A 20,909-nucleotide genomic window follows, 5' to 3' on the forward strand; every position below is an offset into this window, starting at 1 on the left:
ATATGCCTTTTAAAAACAAAGACCAAGCCACCCTTTTTGATCACGATCTGCCCGCGACGATAATTTTCATCAGCTGGATCGCATGATCCTGTAACACCATATACCTATTGATCGACTTCACCCGACCAATAGCTTTATTTAAATCTAAAGATAATAATTCCTGCGTCATCAGAACAGCAAAAATCATGCTCCTACTGTAACCCATTGTACAATGAATGACCATATTTTCATGTTCGTTCATTTTGCGGTAAGCGGATACCATAGCGTCTATGATCACATGGGCATGATGCAGATCGATCTCCGCAATATCCAGCAAAGGGAAAGAATAATACTTTTCCATGGCACCTAAGAGTTTTACCTCCTCCAGCTCAGCTGCAAGGTCAAAAACAACTAGATTGCGATCCAATCCCAAGCCTATAAGTTCCGAAGCGTTCAACCTTGGCCCCACATAACAGCGGGGCAATAACTCCATCAGCGGCGGATTATTTTTCTTTCTAAAAAAACGCCACATCAACTGGTACGCAAATTGGTAAGGAGCGTAAAATACTTTCTTTATCAGCGGTATTCGACCTAGATGATCCTTTAAAAACCTCGTATTACCGCGCAGGTAATTGTAACCAACCGCAAAGCAGACGAAGGCCACCCAAGCAAAAACAATCAGCGGCAATAAATATCCCTCGCAAAGCAGCGCCAGTAGCATGAATATCCACCCAATAAGGTAATAACTATTCGCTAGTTGTTGGTTTCTGACTACCGGACGATAACTATCAAGATTTTGGGTATCAATGCCCGATTTCTCAGCTTTCTCTTCGTTCCGCCCCCTGCTTTGACCTATAGCCACCCCTTGTACCGATTGTTCAATGGCATTCGGAAAGAGTATAAAACTGAACTGAACGAGTATGCAAGCTGTCAATAGATCGATCACATGGTGCTGATATACGGCCAATGTTCCTAAGCCCATCAACAGAAGCCAGATGCCCAAGATTATTTTCTTCCAACCGTTGAACTTCCAACGCAGCACCGACCAAAAAATACAGGCATAAGCGACATGCAGGGAGGGTGCCTGATTAAAAGGCGAATCATATTCCTTTAAGAAGGAAAAGAAAATAGTAAACAAAGGATATTCAACCGACGGTCTGTCAAAAGAAAACCGCAACGGAAAAAGGAGAAAGCACAATGCCGCAATCAGGGTAACAAACGTAAATCGCTGTGCATAGCACAGGAGCTCCCCTTTTTGTCGACAGTAAAACGGCACGAAGCAAAAAAACAGTCCACTACTCATATAAGGTAGGATCATCCATGGAACGAACGAAATATACTGTTCAAAATCGAATACAAAGGAAGGCACCGCAACTAAACTGGAGGCGTAGGCTGCTGCATAAGGATAGGTAAGTTGAAAAAGCAACAGGCAATAAATGGCAACAAGGAGCTGCCCACTTACCTTCTTTAATCGTTTTTCATCCATTTGGCTTTCCTAAACATGATTTTACTTAATAATACATGGGGAAGCAGACCTAAAAATCCCATCAGCCATTTCATGCGCATCGGAAAAATCAAGATTTCTTTCTTTTGCTGTATCGCCTTTAAGATGCGTTGCGCGGCATCGTCCACGCTGATCAAAAAGGGCTTTTTGGAGAGATCCTGCTGATTAAGTTCGCGCAGTTTGGTTGTATCCACATACCCCGGTGCGATGACTGTCACCGCAATCCCATACGGAAGCAATGCCCTTCTGTAGGCATCAGCCACTTGAATTGCAGCCCGCTTTGTTTTGCTGTACAAACTTGAGTTTGGAAAATCCAGCGTCCCCGAGACGGATGCTATTGTTGCGATCTGCCCCTTTGATTGTCCACGCATGGCTTCGCGGGCGACTTCAAAACAGTTCAGGGTACCCAGCATATTGACGCGGAGCATCGCACTTGCCTCTTCATAACTGATGCGCAGTGTCACATCATCGGCATAACTTCCGGTACAATTGATAAAAAGATCCAATGTCCCATGATCACAGAAAGAATCAACGGAATCAGCCAATACGTCCCGATTACATACATCCACTTCAAACTTGATGAGCGCATCGTATGTCGCTTGATTGGTCAACTTTGAAAGGTCTCGACCACATACAGCAACTTCAGCCCCTTGTTGGAGGTAGCATTGTGCTAGTGCCAAACCTATTCCGCTTGTTCCGCCTGCGATAAATACCTTCATTTTATACAAAAAAAATAGCGATTATATTACCCGCTTGATCGGGCTATCCTGTCAAACAAATAAACTTTCGATGTATGCCACCTAAACTCTCCAATAGATCCCGTATTACACGATAAATACTTCCAACAACCATGATTCCGATACATCGTGTACTACGCCATCCGCAGTTCCATCGCCTTGCGATATCCATAATTCCACTGTGCTTCCATAGCGGTCGCAAATTCATCCAGACTTGCCGGAAGGGACAATGTTATTTCAAATCTACGCCAATCTATGTCTTTTCTGCAATAGTTTCCTGCTAACTTTTCCGCAGCATCCCTTGTATCGATCCATCGGAGACCCTGAAATTGCTGATCAATATCCCGCAGGCGTTGGTTTCCGCTGAAGCCCAATACCGCTCTGACCAATCCCTCCTCCTGAAATTTATACCTCTGCTTGCACTCACAGATTACTTCTGCTGCCAAAGACTGCGCCAGTTCTACAGGTACCAGATCAATGGCTCCACCGGCATAATATTCTCCATTCCGCTGTATTGGCTCAATATAAAACATATCGGACATGGAAATACGAACAGCTTCCAACAAGGTTACCGTTGAATTTATTGCTACCGCAGGGGCAACAGCACTTTGTCCATAATTTTCACCTTGAATTTGGATATTATCCAGACTTACGTTTGATAGAGCAGTGGTATTCCCCATCAGGACTTTCTGGTAGAGCTTACGTTCGCCCCGTCTCTCTCCAACTGCTGAGCGGTCAAAAAGCATTTTCGAACCAATAATAATCGCCGGTATTTCCTCCGAAAATGGACGGTTCAAAGTTGGTAATAAGGGCGAAAGATCATGTTCCATCTTGACCAGATAACGATCAAAAACATCTTCCAGATAAGGAGCAGTTCTCTTATCCCATTGTTTTCTTAACACATACCAACCCAGTTTGCCCAGATGACGCTGCTGCGTAAGTTGATGTCCACAGAAAAAGCGATAAAACTCTTCGGATTGGAGATAAGATTTCCGTTCTACATCCCTTGCAAAAGCCTGAATAATCGCAGCGGCCAACGATCCACCACAGGTAGCAATCAGTAGATCCGGTTTTAATCCCAGTTCCTCCAACGCGGCATACATTCCCAAGTATAAGCCAAAACGAGTACCACCTCCTGAAAATAAAACTGCCCGTTGATAATTCATTTCTGAGCTATTAAATATGAGTTTATGCTTTTACAAGGCCGGGGCCTAATTACAGTTTTTAACCTTTGATAGATTGACCTCATTTTTCTCCATTCGTAAACAAGCTATCGGACTACTGATCGCAGCATAATAATTATAAATTTTACGATTTCGATGATAATCACCCACTTGATAAAACCATTACAAATTCGTCATTTCTATCAAACAAATCAAACCATAGAACACAGGTGCATTAAACACCAGGCTATCTATCCGATCCAGTAATCCGCCATGTCCGGGGATTAATGTCCCCGTATCCTTGACTCCGGTCTTGCGTTTCAAAAAGGAGAAAAGCACATCACCACAAAATCCTAACGTACCAAAGAGCAAGCCAAGCAACGAAAAGCAGATAAAATCCCCTAATGGCAACAACAGATAGCCCAAGATATTACTCAAAATTACAGTTAGCCCGATACCACCGATACATCCGGCAACAGTTTTGTTTGGACTGATACGCGGCACGATCTTTCGTTTACCAAAGAATTTACCCATGAGGTATTGGAATACATCGTTCAGTTCTGTTAAAACAATGATATAGGCCACGAGCCGTAACCCCATTAGTTCATCCTGATGGTTTTCGACCGTCCGGATAAAGGCCAGCTGGCTGAATGCAAGTAAGCAGGCAGCCGCTCCAAAAGTCATTCCGATCGCGGCGCTCACCGTTGTTTTCTGTTCCAACCGAAAAAAAAGCCCAATCCCTATGCACAACAGTGCAGCCCATACCAAGTAAGCTCCATACGAGCAGTAGATTAAAAGTAGCAATTGCAATAGAGCAGCGAAAATAGCAAAGGGCAATGCAGGACCAAAATTTGGCACAAACATCTTCATAAATTCGCGCATGCCCTGGAAGGTAATCCAAGAAACAAACAGCAAAGATGTTGTTTGTGGAACGAAAGCAATCGTCAGTACGAGTACAATATAGCCCCAGCTTCTGACTCGGACAGGTACGTCAGCAAACTTGCCCTTCGGATTGGAGACTTCACTCATGTATCACCAATGCCTTTCTCAATCGTGTTATTGAACTCAAGGCCAATAACAAGCATAGCACAGCAAAAATATAACCCGACAATGCAGTTATCGAAACATGCAATAAACTCAAAATCCCGTATACCCCCAGCAGCAGCGCACGGTCACTTTTGCCCATGGGTCCATCATAACGACGGTCATTGGCGACAACCTTTCCAATCAGCCCGCAGAATTCATTGATCACACTTAAGACAATAAAACCAACCACCAGGTATAAACGCTCGGGATGAAATTTCAGCAAGGGAAAGAAGATCAGGACATCGGAGACAATATCGCCCACCTCGTTCAGGACTTCACCTTTCTTACTCGTCTGATCAAAAAGACGGGCCATCATACCATCCAGTGCATTGAAGCCCATGCGAAATAATAAACCAATTGGCAATGCCAAAAACAACATTGGCATCCGATCGGCATACCAGAACAGTACCGCAATAACCAAAGACAAAGCGATTGAGCCAATCGTAATCTGATTGGCCGTTACCTTTTTCCGATGCAAGAAGGTCAGAATCGGCATCAATAACTGCTGAAACTTTGGTTTTAATTTATAAACAGAAATCATATATGCACTATGTAACTTATTTTTTTGATTTTTTTAAAAAAAATTTTGCATAGTGTAATAAATACACTATATTTGTGTCATCATAATTTAGGTTTATAATTGGTTATTTAAGGTTTTCATTCTCCCCGTTTGAAAACCTTTTTTTTTGCTCCTAAATCACATATTACCATCTTCCGCCAGCACCACCACCACCTGAAGATCCACCGCCAAAGCTGCCTCCGCCACTACTGCTTGACCCGCCACCCCCAGAACTGCTCGATGAAGACCGTACTTTAACGGGTATGGTATGCTCGCCATGGGACACACGGTGACCACAGTTTTTACATTTATCAAAACGTTCCTCCAACCCCTGCGAACTGTAAGTTGCAGATCGGATCGTATGTGAAAGCCCCGTTTCAAACGTATGGTAATAGCATTGCGGACAATCCATATAGCCTGCGTTTTCATCCCAGGGAACCAGCTTGATTTCATTGCTTGTCTGATTTACCCAGATCTCATAAGATCGACTGCCAATTTTCTCCTCCATGAGCTGTCCCTTATCCAAGTAAGCGCTTTCTCGGGTAGATACATCATCCTTATTCATCCGTAACCAACTTCCCGAATCATCCGGAGGAGTCAGTCTAAGTTCATTCCTTCGGATCCGTTTATTTATTCCAAAGAGATCAAACAGCGCCAAAGGACTTAATAGTAAAGGAACAAGTCCCCAAATGCGAAATTTACGCAGAGCTTGCTGGATATTCTCCTCATCGCGATAAGAATTGACAATCTGCGTACGACTCGCATTATATTTCATCGCCAATGTGATACTGCCAAATATAAAAATAAAGTAAGGAAGGTTTTTCCATTGATAAACGACTTCAAAGTTGTTCAACGCAAAAGCACATATAAACACACTGGCAAACATCAACATCCCCATACAACCACAGCCGCTGACCAGTGGTGGGAAATACTTACTTTTCTTGGTCAGTTGCCCTTTTATCGCGCGGGTCACCTCTCCCAGCCAGATATAACAAATGGCAAATAAAGCCAGTACCAAAAGTGAATTTCGCAGGATAGGACTGCTGAAGCTCCAGATCGGAGTTGCCTCAGGCATCAGGCGCTCCAATTCAGCCTTGCTATCAGGCGACATCAGGATCGTTTTGATAAACTGTGAAGCATCAAGAACGCCCTGATCATAATTTCCATTTCGAAAATTTGGCACGAGATACTTCTCACCGATCCGCTTTAAATAGGCATCTGGCAAGGTACTTTCCATCCCATAACCCGTAATAAAACGATATTCCCGCCGGTCTTTGGCAATAAACAATAATAAACCATTGTTACTTTCCTTCTTACCGATACCCCAGGTATTAAATAATTTGAGTGCAAATTCAAAATCGCTGTCACCGACATAGTCATTGACCAATACAATGGCAAACTCACTTTTAGTAGCTGCTTCGATCTGTGTGGATAAACCATCCAGTTCAGCTACAGTACCCGATGACAAAATCCCATCAGGATTGGACACAAAATAGTCCTGCCCCCTCTGCTTCGGACTCGGAATATTATCAACGGTATACTGGGCCAACACCGGAACAGCATTCAAACAGCAGCTTAGCCAAAGTAAAATAAAGATATAGAGTGGATGTGATCTATGCATATTTTAGACAACTAGAACAATAAAATTCGGTTCATTGTCACGATATTAAGAAAAAAAAATCAAACAAACGTTTCCATCAAAGAAAAGCCCATAATTGGTTGATTATGGGCCTGTATAATTCAATATTCGTTTGAGCTATTTATGTATATTCTTACGATTACTTCATATAATAGTTTTGTTGAGCTAATGAACTAGATTTATTTTACAGCAACGGTTCATGGAGCGTGTCTTGCGGCAACTTTAAAAATGATATGAAACTTTCCCACTCGCTGTCAATGGCCAAGCCAATGTAAAATCAAGACACCGATCAATCCAATAACAGAAACGAGCGTTTCCATCACCGTCCATGAGCGAAACGTATCCTTCACGCTCACTCCAAAATAAGATTTAAACATCCAAAACCCCGGATCATTGACGTGTGAGAACATGAGACTGCCTGCTCCCGTCGCTAGCACCATTAATTCAGGAGTAACATTTCCTGCTTGCACAATAGGGAGCATAATGCCCGCTGCCGTGAGTCCAGCAACACTTGCCGAACCGATAACTAGGCGAATGATGCCGGCTATTAACCATGCAAGCACAAGAGGCGACAAGCTCAGGTCTGCAGTTAGCTCAGCGATGTAGTTGGCTACACCACTATCTACCAAAATTTGCTTGAAGGCGCCTGATGCTGCAATGATAAAAAGGATCATCATTATCCCGCGAATTGCTTCTTCCACACTTTCTGACTGCTCCCGCAAACTTTTACCTTGGCGGATACCCATCGTGTACATCGCCACTAGCGATGCAATCATTAAAGCCACCACTGGGTCACCCAAAAAACGTAGTGCCGTCAGCCAAGAGGAGCCTTCTGGGAATATTAGATGTGCAAATGAACCAAAAGCAATTAAAATTATTGGAAACAGCCCCGTAAATATACTAATTGCAAATCCGGGAAGCTCTTTCCTATCTGCCTGATCGTGTTCAGGAAAAAACTCGGCCGGTGGGTTGGTCGGAATACGCTTAAGCATTCTGCCAAAAAGTGGTCCACCGATAATTATGGCAGGAATTGCTACAACAATGCCATAGGCCATTGTCAAGCCTATATCCGCATTGTAAGTAACCGCTATGGCTGTAGCGCCCGGATGTGGTGGCAAATAACCGTGCGTCACGGACAGCGCTGCCAGCAGTGGAATAGCTACGTAAAGCAAGGGCATTTTATTGGAAGCACATACCATAAAAACGAACGGTACTAAGACGATAAAACCGACATTGTAAAATAAGGGAATTCCTACTAAAAAGCCCGTGAGAACCATTGCCCAAGGTAAGTTTTTTCGGCCAAATACAGCCGTTAGTTTCGTTGTAATCTTTTCTGCAGCCCCCCCTTCCGCCATCAATTTACCCAGTAAAGACCCGAAAGCCAACAAAAGTGCCAATTGGCCCATAGTACTGCTCACTCCGGTTTCAACAGATTTAAGGATATCGACGGCATTCATATTCATGGCAAAACCGACCGCAACAGAGGTTATCAGTAACGAGAAGATCGTGTTTAACCTGACGACAGTGACTAAAAGAAGTAGTAAAGCTACTCCCAAAATAACGATGATTAGAGGCATAGTAATTTACATCTAGTTAAAACTCACCTTCCAATATATGGTACAGGTGTTCAAATTTCTGGAAGTTTTTAATATATACGGCGTGATTCTCCGCACTCGGTTTGTAATAGTGCTCGGTATCTTGTGCTCCCCCCGCTTGCTTGTTTTTTACGGTAGGCTCCTCCCTATGTATACCCAATGCTTCCAAGCCTATCAATGCTGCTCCCCATGCAGAGCTTTCTACCGTATTTTTGGTGAATACAGGTTTATTGAAAATGTCTGCAAGCATTTGCACCAACATCGATGAACGTGCTAAGCCGCCGCTTGCAAAGATCGTATGAATGGGACCGGTGTTCTCCTCTAATGCGATTCCTACACTGTAAATTGCAAACAACATCCCTTCCATCATGGCCCGCGCAAAGTGCGCTCTGCCATGATGCAGCTGTATTCCAAAATAAACGCCTTTTGCATTGGAATTCCAATGTGGTGCCCGTTCACCAGTTAAATAGGGCAAGAATATCAAACCCTCTGCCCCGGGAACGACGGACTCGACCAAAGCATTTAACGAGGCAGAAGAATCTCCATCCGTTTCCATTTGGGCAAATTCATGCAAAAAGTTATCTCGAAACCAGTTGCGCAATACACCGCCATTGTTAACAGCGCCACCAATTATATATTCATTTGGCCTCAGTAGGTAGGTAAATAGCCTTTGTTTTTTTTCTTGATTTGCCTGCGAACTTGCTACGCGAATAGCTCCACTGGTACCGATAGTTACCGAAGCCACCCCAGGACTTATAGCCCCTACCCCGAGATTAGCCAAACAACCATCGCTACCACCTATAACAAAAGGGGTATCTTCAGGAATGTGCATCAAAGCCGCAATTTCTCGGCTAGGCATATTTAAAATATAATCGACCGGAACTGGCGATGCCAGTTGTTCCTCCGTTACGCCCGCCAATCTTAACGCCTGATCAGACCATGTTAGGCGATGTATGTCGAAAAGCCCTGTTGCAGATGCAATGGAATGATCGACCACATAGACGCCAAAGAGCCGGTAAAAAAGAAATTCTTTGATACCGATAAACTTGTGCGACTGAGCAAATAATTTTTGATCGTTAGACTTTATCCACATTAATTTGCAAAGCAAAGACATGGGATGTATGGGTGTACCGGTCTGCTGATAAAGCTGCCTGCCCGCCTCACTTGCCTCCAAAGCAACCGCAATATCCTCACTTCTGCGATCTGCCCATATCATGCAATTGCTAAGTGGTTTGCCAACCGAGTCAACAGCGATCAGTCCATGCATAGCACTGCTCACCGAAATGCATACGGGTTTCGGTATCTCGGCACTAGATTGCTTTAAGCCAATCATTACATGTGCAATAGACTCAATACATGCAGCATAAACAATCTCCGGATCTTGCTCATACCAGCCTTCCGACGGGTTTAATATGGGATAAGATATACTATGCTGCGACAAGATGTTACCTTCGCAGTCAAATGCAACAGCTTTCGCAGATGATGTACCAATGTCTAATCCAATGATCATAAATAAAATTGATGTTTAGGAGAACTCAATATACGGATTATCTGTTGTTTTACCCGGTCTGGAGAAAATTATTTCCCCTAATGCACATCGTCCTATTGATCAGGAAGGTATCTTTCATACACTTTGGGATTAAGAAAAAAAAGCTTGAAGATTCGATTTAATCTTCGTTCAAGACGCAAAAAAGCGGCTTTTTTATATAAAGCCGCTTTTTATAATTGAGCCTCCTATCGAGATGAACCAATGACCCATGGATTACAAGTCCGTTGCTCCACCAGCTGAGCTAAGGAAGCTTCCTTTACAGATAAAGTTTCTGATTTCTGTACCGCAAATATCGGATTTGAACAAAAACTTGTAGCGTATGATTATATGAGATAGACTAACAGAATACGTTTACACTCCGTTGATTTAGATGCTATCGCTCAATATCCTTTAAACTGCTCATTTTCTTATATTCCAGGAATCCTTTGATATCCTCAAAATGCTCACGGACACGTTTGTTTCCAAACTCGAAGACTTTTTCCGCCAAGCCGTCCAAAAAGTCACGGTCGTGTGAAACAAGGATCAATGTGCCATCAAAATCCTTCAGTGCATCTTTGATAATATCCTTGGTCTTCATGTCCAAATGGTTGGTAGGCTCATCGAGGATCAATACATTCACTGGTTCCAAAAGAAGTTTTATCATCGCTAGACGCGTACGCTCACCTCCAGATAATACCTTAACCTTTTTCGTCGTGTCATCACCACTGAACATAAAAGCGCCCAAAAGATCTTTCATTTTTACACGCACATCGCCTACTGCGATTTGATCGATGGTATCAAAAACAGTCAGTTCACCATCCAGCAAGGCCGCCTGATTTTGAGCGAAGTAACCGATCTTGGCATTATGACCTACCTTTAGCGTACCTTCAAAATCTATTTCACCCATAATCGCTTTAATCATGGTGGATTTACCCTCTCCGTTTTTACCGACAAAAGCAACCTTTTCTCCACGTTCAATGACCATGTTGACTTTTTGAAATACCACATGATCATCATAAGCTTTTGTAAGATCTTCGACAATGACCGGATATTGACCAGACCGAGGTGAAGGTGGAAATTTTAGGCGCAAGGCCGAAGTATCTACTTCGTCAATTTCTATGATTTCCAATTTCTCCAACATCTTGACACGCGACTGCACCTGCAACGTTTTCGAGTAAGTACCTCTGAAACGGTCGATGAATTCCTGATTGTCAGCAATAAAACGCTGCTGTTCCTCATAAGCTTTCAATTGATGCTGACGTCTTTCCTGACGCAGTTCCAAATAGTGACTATATTTAGCTCGATAGTCATAAATACGGCCCATCGTCACCTCAATGGTACGATTGGTGATATTATCGACAAAGGCCCTATCGTGTGAAATAACAATAACTGCCTTGGCCGAATTGACCAAGAAATCCTCCAGCCATTGGATACTCTCGATATCCATGTGATTGGTCGGCTCATCCAACAAAATCAGATCTGGTTTTTTCAATAGTATCTTGGCCAGCTCAATACGCATACGCCATCCCCCGGAAAACTCTGAGGTCTGTCTGGTAAAATCCGATCGTTCAAAACCAAGCCCTTTCAGCACCTTCTCAACTTCCGCGTCGTAATTGACCTCTTCGATCGAATAAAATTTCTCACTCAGTTCCGACACGCGTTCGATCAATTGCATGTAATCATCCGACTCGTAATCCGTACGGATATTCAACTGCTCGTTCAGACGTTCCAATTCATCGCGCATCCCATAGACCTCCTCAAAAGCCTTAGATGTTTCCTCAAAAACCGTCACGTTGTCCTCTGTTAGCAAATGCTGCGGTAGATAAGCAATGATGGCATCCTTTGGTCCCGCCACATTACCCGTCGTAGGCTTGCCCACCCCAGCGATAATTTTCAGCAAGGTAGATTTACCCGCACCGTTCTTACCCATCAATGCAATCTTATCATTCTCATTGATCGAGAAAGATACATCCGAAAAAAGAGTCGTTCCCCCAAAGGAAACTGAAATATTATTTACGTCAATCACTTTATGTACACTTAAATTTGCCACAAAGATAAGCGAATCAATCTTATAAATAGACAATGGATCATTTTTGTGTATCTTTGCACCATGCGTTTTGATATTATTACGGTCTTACCAGACCTTTTGGAAAGTCCATTTGCACACTCTATTTTACAACGTGCAAAGAATAAAGGCCTCGCGGAGATATATGTACACAATTTAAGAGATTACTCAACAAATAAGCACAAAAGTGTGGACGATTATCCGTATGGCGGCGGTTCCGGCATGGTGCTCCAGATCGAACCTTTCGCCAAGTGCATTGAACAATTGCAGGCCGAACGGACATACGATGAAATCATCTATATGACTCCCGATGGTGAAACCTTTAATCAGGATATCGCAAACGGGCTCTCGACAAAAGGTAACATGATGATTCTCTGCGGTCACTACAAGGGTATAGACCAACGCATCAGGGATATATATGTGACAAAAGAAATCTCGGTAGGTGATTATGTGCTGTCTGGTGGCGAACTTCCGGCAGCAATTGTTACAGACGCGATCGTCCGTCTGATCCCCGGAGTTTTGTCCGACGAAACCTCCGCACTTTCGGATTCATTCCAGGACGGATTGTTGGATGCACCGATCTATACGCGCCCAGCAGACTGGAAAGGGCACAAAGTACCCGATATTCTGCTCAGTGGTCATGAAGCAAACATCGCTACCTGGAAGCATGAACAACAGTTAAAAAGAACGCAAGAGAGACGTCCCGATTTATTAAATGATTAAGAAATAAGGCGAATTTTTGTTTTTTTATCACAAAAAGTTTGCTTATTTATTTTTTTTTATAAATTTGTGTAATAATGACACGAAGATATACAAATACAAATTGGTGGTGGCCTGAAGCAATAAGCATCGGGAATCAATTGGTATTGTCATAATATTTCATAATCAACCAAAACCATTTATGGAAATTCCAAACCCGATGCTAACCAGTATCGGGTTTTTTTTATGTATAAAATTTATCACAGCGAATAAAAGAATAAAATGAAGTATAAATTCAAAACACAGAGCAGAAAGTTGCTCGCCGACACAACTACACCGGTGAGTATTTATCTTCGATTACGGGATATCTTTCCAAATTCACTGCTATTGGAAAGTTCAGATTACCATAGTCGTGATAACAATATCAGTTATATCTGCTGCCAACCCATTGCAGGGATCCAGCTGGACGAGCGGGAACTGACCTTAACCTATCCCGGGAAAGAACGAATTGTCAAAAATGCACAAGAAATCGAATTACGCCAGGAAGTTTCCGATTTCCGGAATTCTTTCGAAGATTCGACAATTGCCGAACTGAATTTAATCTCCAATGGGTTATTCGGTTACTTTACATTTGACTGCATTGAGCATTTTGAGGATATCAAGCTGACCACACCTGTCGATCCGGCACGCAAGATACCGTTTATGCAGTACCACGTCTACAAATATGTGATCGCCATTGACCATTTCCGTAATCAGCTGTATATTTTCGAACATCTTTTGGGAGATGAGGAGTCTGAACTGGAACGTATGCAGTTCCTGATCCAGAACAAAAACTTCCCAGAGTACACATTTAAATTGGCCGGAGAAGAAAGTTCCAACCGTAGCGATGAGGAGCACCGTCAACTAGTCAAGAAGATGAAAGAACATATCCAACGCGGTGACGTCTTTCAGATTGTTCCATCCCGGGGTTTCCGAACACCATTCTCGGGAGATGAGTTCAATGTCTACCGGGCATTGCGCTCCATTAACCCTTCGCCTTACCTATTCTATTTTGATTATGGTGATTTTAAACTATTCGGATCATCGCCCGAGGCTCAGTTGCGCATCCACGGCAAACAGGCAACCATCTTCCCTATTGCCGGAACCTTCAAAAGAACCGGAAACATGGAGGAAGACCAAAAAATTGCCTCTCGACTAAAACAAGACCCGAAAGAGACATCCGAACATGTGATGTTGGTAGACCTTGCCCGTAATGATCTGAGCAGACACTGTACCCAGGTTAAAGTAGAATCGTATATGGAACCACAATATTACTCGCATATTATCCACTTGGTATCGAAGGTAACTGGCGTGCTTAAGGACAATATCAATCCCTTTGACATTGTAGGAGATACTTACCCTGCCGGAACATTGTCCGGAGCACCAAAACATATGGCCCTGACACTCATTGACCGCTATGAGGGATTGCAACGCTCGTTCTACTCCGGAGCAATTGGCTTCATGGGTTTCAATGGAGATTTCAATCATGCCATCATGATCCGCTCATTCCTGAGCAAACAAAATACCTTACATTATCAGGCCGGAGGCGGAATTGTACTGGATTCAGATCCGGAAATGGAACTTCAGGAAGTCAACAATAAAATAGCTGCTTTGCGAAAAGCATTACAATTAGCAGAAACGTTATGATCAGACCATTAGAATACTGTGTCAATACCCAACATATCAATGTTTCAATCGACACCATCGACAACCGCATCGTTGAATTGCTAGCCCTACGGAAAGCATATCTTCATAAGGCAAAAGTATTGCAGGATGATACAGATAACGAGCAGCATATTATTAAAAATATCAGCAGCAATCAGGTGACACTGGCAAAGAGATTCGATCTGCCAATAGAATTTGTCCAGGCGATATTTCAGGAAATAGATAATTACTTTAATCAGGACTATACAACAAGAGGTTATGAGCAACAATAAAATCGTTGTCATTGACAATTACGATTCATTCACCTATAATTTGGTTCATTTGCTCCAGGAACTGGGACAGGACTATGTGGTGTTGAGAAATGATAAATTCAAACTGGAAGAGCTGGAAGCATTCGATAAAATCCTCCTTTCCCCAGGTCCGGGGATTCCTGAAGAGGCGGGCTTACTGCTTGATGTGATCCGCACCTATGCGCCACACAAAAGTATATTAGGCATCTGCCTGGGCCAGCAGGCAATCGCCGAAGTATTTGGCGGTACCTTATTTAACATGGAAAAACCATTGCATGGTGTCGCAACGGACATTATCGTAACCGATGAATCCGAAAAGCTATTTCAGGATTTTCCGAAAGATTCTAAAATAGGGCGCTACCATTCATGGGCAGTAAACAAGGATACATTGCCGAATACACTTAAAGTTACGGCTGTGGACGAGAATGGCATCATCATGGCACTGACACATACGGAGTATGATGTACGTGGAATGCAGTTCCATCCGGAATCAGTACTGACAACAAATGGAAAAAAATTAATTGAAAACTGGTTGTTTCAACACTAATATCTAAATACTACAAATGACTATACTGGATAAAATCATTGAACGAAAAAGAATAGAAGTAGAAAAAGCGAAAGCCTTAGTTCCATTCGAAGAGCTGTTGAACTATCCCTATTTCAACGTAGCCTGTCTTTCGTTACGGGAATCTATATTAGATCCTGAAAAAACAGGAATTATAGCTGAATATAAACGAGCGTCTCCCTCAAAAGGAGATATCAACAGTACAGCAAAGGTCGAAGATGTTGTCAAGGCTTATGAAGAAGCTGGTGCCTCGGCGGTATCTGTGCTGACCGATGGGGAGTTTTTCAAGGGCAATCTGGAAGATCTTTCCAAAGCAAGGGAAGCAATTAACATCCCTATTTTGCGCAAAGAATTCATTGTGGACAAATATCAGATTACTGAGGCCAAGGCTTATGGTGCTGATGTTATCCTTTTAATAGCAGCATGTCTAAAAAAAGAAGAAGTGCAGGAATTTGCTGCTTATGCTCATCAATTGGGCCTTAATGTTTTGCTTGAAGTACACAACGAACAGGAACTGTTGGATAATCTTTTTGACGACATTGATGCCATCGGTGTCAATAACAGAAACCTAAAAGATTTCACCGTCGATCTACAACATTCGTATGATCTTTTGGATAAGATTCCATCCGAATACATCAAAGTGTCTGAAAGTGGCATCTCCGATCCCAAGACGATTAAAGCATTAAAAAAGGCTGGTTTCCAAAGCTTTTTAATCGGTGAAAATTTTATGAAAACCACAGATCCGGGGAAAGCGATCAAGGATTTCGTAAAAGAAATTTAGAAATTATTTAAAACGAATCTAAATAAGCCTATCTTTGCGTCAGAACAGCGAACTGGTATTTTGGAAAAAGAGTTTTTTATTATAGATAAAGCAGGTTTTGAGCAAATATATCTTCAACACTGGGAAGGTATGTTTGCCTTTTGCCTGAGCAGCATCAAAGATGAAGAACATTCCAAGGAAATTGTACAGGATGTTTTCAAATCACTCTGGGAACGGCGTGATGAACTTCGTCTCATCGAGGTTGAACGGTATCTGATCAGATCAGTAAAACTCAAAACATTTGAATACATTCGCAATAAAGTATCGCGGCAGCAACACCTGGACAACATTTCAAATACAAGAGAAGAGCATTACGTAGATAATTCGCTGATCGCTGATGAACTGGCCAAGAAAATATCAAATCTGATCGATACTCTGCCCAAACAATGTAAAAATGTCTTCCGCATGAGCAGAGAACAGGGGCTCACCAACAAGGAAATTGCACATAAGCTCTATATTTCAGAAAGAGCGGTAGAATATCATATTTCACGAGCATTAAAAACATTAAAAACAGAACTAACGGAATATATATCCTAAATTTAGCTATACAAAAGAAATCCTGTACTTTTGTCAGGAAGTATATCATATGAAAATAGACCATAAACTCATAGAGAAATATCATTTAGGCCAATGCTCTCCCGCAGAACAACTTCTTGTGGAAGAATGGTTATTGGATGATACCCTCGAGTCGGATCCCTTGTCTATTTCCATTGCTAAAAAAACAAAATTAGAAACGGATATCTGGGCCGAGCTGAGCAGCCATATTGATCGATCCGAAGTCCCAACAATAGTTCCTCCTAAAAAATATGGCTTTAAATATATTGGAATAGCCGCCAGTATTGTATTTTTAATCGGTTTTGGTTTTTATCAATTTAGTAAGGATGCCGAAAAAGCTTCCGCCATCTTTGATAACGGAACAAGTGCTGGACTGAAGTATATTAACCAGCATAGTTATAATATCATCTTGGGTAAAAATGCAAGGGCAGAGATCAATACGGATACCGGGGAATTCAAAACTTCAGGCAATATGATGTTCATACCCAAAAAAAACTTTGCCTTTAGCTTTTCTGGAACAGATAAAAAGAAGGAGTTCAAACATGGGGAAACATATTTTGTATTAAAACCACAAAAAAATGGCAAGCAAGTAATAATCTCCAAATCGGAACTTACCTTTTTAGCTCCTACCATCCAACACGAACTGAAAATACAATTTAATATCATCTAAATAAGAAGAACCTCAATTAGTCCATACACTCATGCTCTCCAACCGCTTCACGCTATTCTTATCCTTGTTATTACTCCATTTGGTAATAAGCTGTGGAACAGATGACGGAGAACAAAATGCAGCCGGAAAGTACAGTCTTTATACGATGAATAAGGATCTCAGCAATACCATCCTGACGACAAATACGGTGGATAGCGGGAATCTGACAATTTCGAAAAATGGAATCGACGTTTCTACAAAACTTTTTGATAGAAGCATCATCGTCAAAGACAAGCATTTTTATTTTTTGAGGGCAGGGAAATTCAGAAAATATATACTTGAACCAAACGGGTTAAAGGAAATTGCTCAATTGGATATGCAGGACCGGCATATTGAAAACATCAGCTGGATCCATCAGGATACATTACTCTTATTCACTTCGGACAACAAAACAAATCGTCGGCTATGGATCTATAAAATTGCCGTCCATGATTTCAAAATCAACCAACAGCAAGAGATAAAATTACCGCCGGCCGCAGCGGATTTTAAGATCCTTTCTGTGGGTTTTGGTACGATACATCAACAGCAATTGCTGGTCGGTTATACGTTTAATAAAGTAATCAACGAAACTGACTTCACCACAATAGACACCTTCTATGTCGCAACATTGGATAAGGCGACTTTACGATTGAAAAATATACAAAAAGATATACGATCCACTTACCCCGGTGGAGTTAATACGGTACAGTCTTACAGCTTTCATGACGAAAATGGGAACTTCTATTTTATGTCCTGCCCGGGCATAGCGCTGGGCAACAGTCCGTCGAAACCTACCGCAATTTTCAGAATTGACAGCAATTCTACCCATATCAACCCTACCTATTTCCTAAATTTAACAGCCAAAACGCACAATCATGCTTATGGCATGTGGTATTTGGGTAACAATCAAGCGATCGTGCGTAGTGAACGTAGAGACCGCTACACAGACTTTAGCGATCATCATTCCACCTATCAATTTGAGTACTATGTAGTCGATCTTATCCGCCAAACTACTAAAAAATTAAATCTTCCTTTCGACAAGGGAACGCGTAAAGAATCCGTTCTCGTTGAAAATGGGAAAGCCTATATCACCATAGACGACGCAAAGGATCAGCATCAAGTTTGGGTCTATGATATCACATCAAAAAATATTCAGGTTGGTCTTACCCTAGATCAAGCGACCGATTTTATTGTCAGAATAGACCGATTAAACTAAATTTTCGACTGATATTCAGCTTATTAAAAAATAATATCATTTATTTACTTTTTTGACCTTCGGTAAATTTAGAGTTACGCTACTTTTCTATGTGTAATTAATCTAAATAAAATAATGTCAAAATTTAAAATAATATGGTTAATCGTATTCTTAATCATATCTCAATCTTCTTTTGCCCAACAAGTAGCTGAACTCAAAGGTAAGATTGTGACAGCTTCCAATGAACCAATTGAAGGAGCTTCCATTACATTTAGAGAAATCAAGCAGGGCGCAAAAGCTGATCAAGATGGAAACTTTACAATAAAGGGGATTCCATTTGGAATATACCAGATCAATATCTCTGCTGTTGGTTATAAAACTTTACAAAGAAAGTTTAGAATTAATCAAGAACATGAAATCCTCAGAGAAATACAGCTGACCGCAAAAAATAATGGGTTAGAAGAAGTAAAAATTAACGGAAAAACAGCAGGTAAAAAAATAAAAGATTCCGGTTTTAATGTCAACGTCATTGAAACAAAGCAATATGCAAATACCAATTCCGATGTCAACCAAATTCTAAACAGAAGCACAGGGGTAAAAATTAGAGAACAAGGAGGACTAGGATCAAAATATTCCTTTTCGCTGAACGGACTATCGGGAAATAACATCAAATTTTTTATTGACGGCGTGCCAATTGAATCTTTCGGAAGCGGTATGAGCCTAAACAATATGCCGGTCAATATTGCGGAACGAATCGAGGTTTACAAAGGTGTTGTGCCTGCCCATCTAGGCTCAGACGCTCTTGGAGGAGCAATCAATATCGTGACCAACCGTGATTACAAAAAATCTTTGGATGTGAGTTACAGCATCGGCTCATTCAACACGCACCGAGCAGCGCTGAGTGCTGGATATAAACATCCAAAAAATGGACTAATGGTCAACCTTAATAGTTATTACAACTTTTCAAACAATAACTATTTAATGAAAACCAATCCTAAGGCAGGAGTCTACATACTTGCTCCCGTAGATGCCTCGAGATTTGACACATTACAATCCGCAAGACGCTTTCATGACGATTATCGCTCATTCATGACCCAGGTCGAGGTTGGTGTGAGCAACAAAAAATGGGCCGATATCGCTGTTTTAGGATTAACCTATAACGATGTCTACGATCAACAGCAGACTGCGGCAACACAGGAACGGGTCTTAGGGCAAGTATTTAGTAAAAATCATACATTAACACCCAGTTTAAGGTATAGAAAAGACAAACTCTTCTTTGAGAATCTATCAGCCACTGTATACGCCAACTATTCAAGGGGTGAGAATGTGATCACCGATACGAGTTCACGGACTTATTATTTCTGGAATGGCCTTCCTACGGAATATAGTCCCACGGCTGGTGAACTTAATAGCTATAAATCAATTATTCACCAAAAGATCAACAATAGTTTTTCTCAGCTTAACCTGAACTATAAACTGGCGGCGCAACATCTCATCAATTTCAATTATAATTTAAACACCAATAAACGCGAAAATTATAATGAAATAGACCCCTACAATGATTTTTATAATATTACCAATCAAATCATCCGCACTAATGCTGGATTAAATTATCAGCAATTTTTATGGAAGGAAAAAATCAACAACTCGTTTTTCATAAAAGAATATGGACTATCAGGCAAAACCAATACTTCAGAAAAAACGTCGAAAAATTACTTAGGTTATGGGGCAGTAACAAATATCAGATTTGGAAGTAGTTACGGAATAAAATTATCGTATGAGCATGCTTATCAATTACCATCCTTTACACAACTCTTCGGAGATGGACTCAATATAATGCCGAATGAGAAATTAAGGCCGGCCAACAGCGACAATTACAATTTAAACCTCTACTACATTACAGCCTTTGGAAATCATCGTCTAAACTTTGATGCTTCCACCTACTATAGAAATGTAAAAGACTATATCATCAGTAAAATGTATGATACACCGCAAGGACAAAAACAGTTAGCCGAGAATGAAGGTGGAGTGAAGGTGAATGGAGTCGATTTTGAGATTAAATATGGTTACAAATCAGATTTTATGGCGGTATTCAATATGAGTTATTATAATGCTGTCGATCGCGAGCGCTTTGATAATAACAACAGAGAAAAAATTACCTACAAAAACCGTACACCGAATGAACCTTGGCTATTCGGGAATCTGGATATCAGTTACGGCCGAAACAATTTATTTGATAAAAAAGATAATCGAATACAGTTAAACTATTATTTGCAGTTTATCAACAACTATTCACTAAGCTGGTCCAAATTAGCTGAAAAATCGACAAAAGATTACATCCCAGCACAATGGTTGCACAACATCGCCGCAACCTATTCTTTCAATAATAATCAGTACAACATCACTATCGAAGGGAAAAACCTGACCGATCAAATTGCGTATGATATTTTCAAGCAACAGCGCCCCGGGCGTTCGGTGTATCTAAAACTGCGTTATCTGATCCAATCCACACATTAAAAAATAAATTAAAATTTCATA

General features: G+C 41.4%; 18 protein-coding genes and 1 tRNA gene. 9 read left to right on the forward strand and 10 right to left on the reverse strand.

Going from position 1 to position 20,909, the window contains the following annotated elements:
- Positions 1-40: 40 nt before the first annotated feature.
- The 10 genes from DCO56_RS24080 to DCO56_RS24125 form a co-directional block, all read right to left on the reverse strand.
- Positions 41-1,465 (reverse strand): phosphatase PAP2 family protein, encoded by a 1,425-nt coding sequence (locus DCO56_RS24080; protein WP_108636248.1) that lies wholly within the window; start codon positions 1,463-1,465, stop codon positions 41-43.
- A complete protein-coding gene (locus DCO56_RS24085) occupies positions 1,447-2,202 on the reverse strand; it encodes an SDR family NAD(P)-dependent oxidoreductase (protein ID WP_108636249.1) in 756 nt (251 codons plus the stop codon). Before DCO56_RS24085 ends, DCO56_RS24080 begins: the two co-directional genes overlap by 19 nt.
- A gap of 152 nt (positions 2,203-2,354) precedes the next feature.
- Positions 2,355-3,386, reverse strand: coding sequence for a patatin-like phospholipase family protein (locus DCO56_RS24090; RefSeq protein ID WP_108636250.1), 1,032 nt, complete (start codon positions 3,384-3,386; stop codon positions 2,355-2,357).
- A gap of 180 nt (positions 3,387-3,566) precedes the next feature.
- The gene (locus DCO56_RS24095) at positions 3,567-4,412 is read right to left on the reverse strand and encodes a phosphatidate cytidylyltransferase (RefSeq protein WP_108636251.1); all 846 of its coding nucleotides are present in this window, start codon (positions 4,410-4,412) and stop codon (positions 3,567-3,569) included.
- Complete coding sequence (locus DCO56_RS24100; protein WP_108636252.1) at positions 4,405-5,010, reverse strand: CDP-alcohol phosphatidyltransferase family protein; 606 nt, start codon at positions 5,008-5,010, stop codon at positions 4,405-4,407. The genes DCO56_RS24095 and DCO56_RS24100 overlap by 8 nt, the downstream gene beginning before the upstream one ends.
- Positions 5,011-5,173: 163 nt before the next feature.
- A complete protein-coding gene (locus tag DCO56_RS29395; RefSeq protein WP_108636383.1) occupies positions 5,174-6,649 on the reverse strand; it encodes a TPM domain-containing protein in 1,476 nt (491 codons plus the stop codon).
- A 272-nt stretch (positions 6,650-6,921) separates the two neighbouring features.
- Positions 6,922-8,244 carry a gluconate:H+ symporter gene (locus DCO56_RS24110; protein WP_108636253.1) on the reverse strand — a complete coding sequence of 441 codons (1,323 nt, stop codon included), beginning with the start codon at positions 8,242-8,244 and terminating at the stop codon, positions 6,922-6,924.
- A gap of 16 nt (positions 8,245-8,260) precedes the next feature.
- Positions 8,261-9,772 carry a gluconokinase gene (locus tag DCO56_RS24115; protein WP_108636254.1) on the reverse strand — a complete coding sequence of 504 codons (1,512 nt, stop codon included), beginning with the start codon at positions 9,770-9,772 and terminating at the stop codon, positions 8,261-8,263.
- Positions 9,773-9,990: 218 nt separating this feature from the next.
- A tRNA-Thr gene (locus DCO56_RS24120) sits at positions 9,991-10,062 on the reverse strand.
- Positions 10,063-10,184: 122 nt separating this feature from the next.
- Entirely contained in the window at positions 10,185-11,816 is a 1,632-nt protein-coding gene (locus DCO56_RS24125) for an ABC-F family ATP-binding cassette domain-containing protein (protein WP_108636384.1), read from the reverse strand.
- Between the two features lie 84 nt (positions 11,817-11,900).
- Between DCO56_RS24125 and trmD the strand changes: the two genes are divergently transcribed.
- The 9 genes from trmD to DCO56_RS24170 all read left to right on the forward strand — a co-directional run bounded on the left by trmD (position 11,901) and on the right by DCO56_RS24170 (position 20,888).
- Entirely contained in the window at positions 11,901-12,578 is a 678-nt protein-coding gene (trmD, locus tag DCO56_RS24130; protein WP_108636255.1) for a tRNA (guanosine(37)-N1)-methyltransferase TrmD, read from the forward strand.
- A 258-nt stretch (positions 12,579-12,836) separates the two neighbouring features.
- On the forward strand, positions 12,837-14,240 hold the full coding sequence (locus DCO56_RS24135; protein ID WP_108636256.1) for an anthranilate synthase component I family protein: 1,404 nt from the start codon (positions 12,837-12,839) through the stop codon (positions 14,238-14,240).
- Entirely contained in the window at positions 14,237-14,530 is a 294-nt protein-coding gene (locus DCO56_RS24140) for a chorismate mutase family protein (protein ID WP_108636257.1), read from the forward strand. The genes DCO56_RS24135 and DCO56_RS24140 overlap by 4 nt, the downstream gene beginning before the upstream one ends.
- Positions 14,517-15,095: an anthranilate synthase component II gene (locus DCO56_RS24145; protein WP_108636258.1), complete on the forward strand. Its 579-nt coding sequence runs from the start codon at positions 14,517-14,519 to the stop codon at positions 15,093-15,095. The genes DCO56_RS24140 and DCO56_RS24145 overlap by 14 nt, the downstream gene beginning before the upstream one ends.
- 16 nt (positions 15,096-15,111) lie before the next feature.
- Positions 15,112-15,894, forward strand: a complete 783-nt coding sequence (trpC, locus tag DCO56_RS24150; protein ID WP_108636259.1) for an indole-3-glycerol phosphate synthase TrpC — start codon at positions 15,112-15,114, stop codon at positions 15,892-15,894.
- Positions 15,895-15,954: 60 nt separating this feature from the next.
- Positions 15,955-16,470, forward strand: coding sequence for an RNA polymerase sigma-70 factor (locus DCO56_RS24155; RefSeq protein ID WP_241254900.1), 516 nt, complete (start codon positions 15,955-15,957; stop codon positions 16,468-16,470).
- A gap of 49 nt (positions 16,471-16,519) precedes the next feature.
- A complete protein-coding gene (locus DCO56_RS24160; protein ID WP_108636260.1) occupies positions 16,520-17,158 on the forward strand; it encodes a hypothetical protein in 639 nt (212 codons plus the stop codon).
- 145 nt (positions 17,159-17,303) lie between these two features.
- Positions 17,304-18,392 (forward strand): hypothetical protein, encoded by a 1,089-nt coding sequence (locus tag DCO56_RS24165; protein ID WP_146191129.1) that lies wholly within the window; start codon positions 17,304-17,306, stop codon positions 18,390-18,392.
- 114 nt (positions 18,393-18,506) lie between these two features.
- Positions 18,507-20,888, forward strand: a complete 2,382-nt coding sequence (locus tag DCO56_RS24170; RefSeq protein ID WP_108636262.1) for a TonB-dependent receptor — start codon at positions 18,507-18,509, stop codon at positions 20,886-20,888.
- Positions 20,889-20,909: the final 21 nt, after the last annotated feature.

The sequence above is a fragment of the Sphingobacterium athyrii genome, assembly GCF_003071065.1.
Taxonomy (GTDB): Bacteria; Bacteroidota; Bacteroidia; order Sphingobacteriales; family Sphingobacteriaceae; genus Sphingobacterium; species Sphingobacterium athyrii.